Raw genomic sequence first — 1925 nt, forward strand, 5'->3', positions numbered from 1 at the left:
GGCTCGCTCCCACAGGGGATCTGCCGTGGACACAAACTCAATGTGGGAGCGAGCCTGCTCGCGAAAGGGCCACTCGGAGCAATGCAACATCCGGATCAGCGCGAAGGAATCAGCAACTCCCGCACACCGGAAGCCTGCTCGACAATCTCACCCGGCAACTTCAGCCGCTGGTCATCCAGATACCGGTAATCCTTGCGTGCCGCCTCCAGCCGGCTGAAATCCAGCTCAACCGCAAACTGCCCTTCATCGCGTCCGGCCTCGAACAACAAGGTGCCGAGCGGATCCACCAGCGCACTGCCACCGGCAAACACCAATCCGTCATCACTCTCTTTGACTCGATTGACCATCAGCGCAAAGGCCTGGTTTTCCTGGGCCCGGGCCATGATCGCGGTGCGGTGAGTGGGGCCGTAAGGGTCCATGTTGCCGTTGGTGACGATCAGCAATTCGGCGCCCAGTTGTGCCAGGGCGCGGGCAGTTTCCGGGAATTCGATGTCGTAGCAGATCAGCAGACCGACCCGCACGCCGTTCCACTCGCAAGTGGCGTAACGGTCGCCCGCCTCGAACACGCCGCGATCCGACGCCCATAGGTGGGTCTTGCGGTATTTCAGGGCGATGCCTTCGGGGGTAATCAGCAGCGTGGTGTTGTAGAAGCGGCCGTTGTCGTTCTCGGCCATGCCGATCACCACGGCGATGTTGCGTTCGCGGGCAGCCGCCACGACGGCGCTGACCGTCGGCCCGTCCAGCGGTTCGGCGGTCTTGGCCACGGTGTCGGCAGTCGGAAAGCCCATGAGGTGGGTTTCCGGGAAGACGATCAGTTGCGTATCCGCGTGGCAGGCAGCGATGGCCGCCAGGGCCCGTTCGAGGTTGTACGCTGTGCCGTTGTCACGGCCCGCCAACTGGGCGAGTTCGACTTTCATGGGTATTCCTTGTTTTGGGCCGAGCGGCAGAAAGATTGCCCGGTCTGTGTCTGTGCGCCAGTATGCGCAGCAAGCCACCGGCCGGGGAATCACGCCGCTGGGGTAACCCGATAGGGGTAGAGGCATGACACTTTCGTTAGACGACATCGCGTGGCACCGCTCGGTCGGGCAACTGATCGACGCCCTCGACAAGCCCAACTTCTGGACGCAGCTGGTGCGCCTGCTGGATCAGTACGTGACCTTCGACAGCTGGGTGGCGCTGCTTTTCAGCGCGGACCAGCACCCGCAGGTGTTCGCCGAATGCCCGGGCGAGGACGGCAGCCCTGATCAGCTGTTTCAGGATTACCTGCGCGGGCTCTATCTGCTTGATCCGTTCTACATCGCCTGCCGCGAGCAATCGCGCACCGGCCTCTATCGCCTGTCGGAAGTGGCGCCGGAGCACTTCGAGCTGACCGAGTATTACCAACGATACTTTCGTCTGAATGTGGTGGCCGACGAAATCCAGTTCAATTGCCAACTCGAAGGGGACCGCACGCTGTGCCTGTCATTGGGCAGCAAGCAGCGTTTCAGCGGCCAGCAGATTGCCTTGCTGTCGCTGATCCAGCCTTGGGTGCTCGGCCTGTTGCGCCAGCGCCTGCCCTACGAAATCAACGAGGCCGTGGCCCTCGCGCCAGCACCGATCCAGGGCGATTGGCGCGTGCAGCTGGAAGCCTCGGTGCAACAACTCAAGGGCGCGCAACTGACCGCCCGGGAACTGGATGTCGGGCGCTTGATGCTCAGCGGTTGCTCCAGTAAAGAAATCGCCCGTAAGCTGGAAATCTCTGTTGAAACCGTGAAAGTCCACAAGAAACACATGTACAGCAAGCTGGGGATCAAATCCCAGTCCGAGCTGTTTTCGATATTTCTCCAGGCGCAAAATGCCTGATTGCAACGCGGAGTGCTTTTTACTGTGGGAGCGAGCCTGCTCGCGATTGCGGTCTTTCATTCAGCATTGATATCGACTGAACC

Annotated in this window: 2 protein-coding genes; one reads left to right on the top strand and one right to left on the bottom strand. The window is 61.1% G+C overall.

Annotated elements, in window-relative coordinates:
* Positions 1 to 95: 95 nt before the first annotated feature.
* Positions 96 to 917 carry a carbon-nitrogen hydrolase family protein gene (locus QMX98_RS34335; protein WP_172791565.1) on the bottom strand — a complete coding sequence of 274 codons (822 nt, stop codon included), beginning with the start codon at positions 915 to 917 and terminating at the stop codon, positions 96 to 98.
* A gap of 124 nt (positions 918 to 1041) precedes the next feature.
* Here QMX98_RS34335 and QMX98_RS34340 point away from each other — a divergent pair, with 124 nt between their 5' ends.
* Positions 1042 to 1842, top strand: a complete 801-nt coding sequence (locus tag QMX98_RS34340) for a LuxR C-terminal-related transcriptional regulator (protein ID WP_010457744.1) — start codon at positions 1042 to 1044, stop codon at positions 1840 to 1842.
* Positions 1843 to 1925 lie beyond the last annotated feature (83 nt).

Origin of the sequence: Pseudomonas sp. PS02303, from assembly GCF_029959925.1 — a bacterium.
Lineage (GTDB): Bacteria > Pseudomonadota > Gammaproteobacteria > Pseudomonadales > Pseudomonadaceae > Aquipseudomonas > Aquipseudomonas mandelii.

What these genes read in the sequence shown, in the direction of transcription:
- QMX98_RS34335 (WP_172791565.1), bottom strand. Translation starts at nt 917, where the DNA reads ATGAAAGTCGAACTCGCCCAGTTGGCGGGCCGTGACAACGGCACAGCG.
- QMX98_RS34340 (WP_010457744.1), top strand. Translation starts at nt 1,042, where the DNA reads ATGACACTTTCGTTAGACGACATCGCGTGGCACCGCTCGGTCGGGCAA.